At 83.9% G+C, this 322-nt stretch carries 1 pseudogene; it reads left to right on the top strand.

Features of this window, described 5'->3' with window-relative positions:
* Nucleotides 1-99 precede the first annotated feature (99 nt).
* Nucleotides 100-322: pseudogene (locus PUR26_RS00895) on the top strand (hypothetical protein); the annotation flags it as partial.

Here is a 322-nt window from a genome sequence, read left to right as displayed (position 1 = left end):
GACACGCTGCCCCCGCGCCGCCGGCGCCGTGCGGCGTCGCGCCCCGCCGGGCCGCCGGCCGCCCCCCCGACCCCCGACTCCGCCGGGTCCGCCACCCCGGTGCCGCAGACCGAGGCCGCCGTGGAGGCCGCGCCGGTCGAGGCGGCGCCCGTGGCGCGTCCGCGTCGTCGTGCCACGCGCACGGCGACGGCTCCGGCCGGTGCGCCGAAGGCCGCAGAGGCTCCCGTGGAGGAGTCCGCGCCGGTCGAGGCCCCGGTCGAGGAGGCCGCGCCGGTCGAGGAGGCGCCCGCGGCCCGTCCGCGTCGTCGTGCCACGCGCAAGG

It is taken from the genome of Streptomyces sp. SP18CS02 (assembly GCF_036322365.1).
Lineage (GTDB): Bacteria > Actinomycetota > Actinomycetes > Streptomycetales > Streptomycetaceae > Streptomyces.
This window is presented reverse-complemented; position numbering and strand designations above follow the sequence as displayed.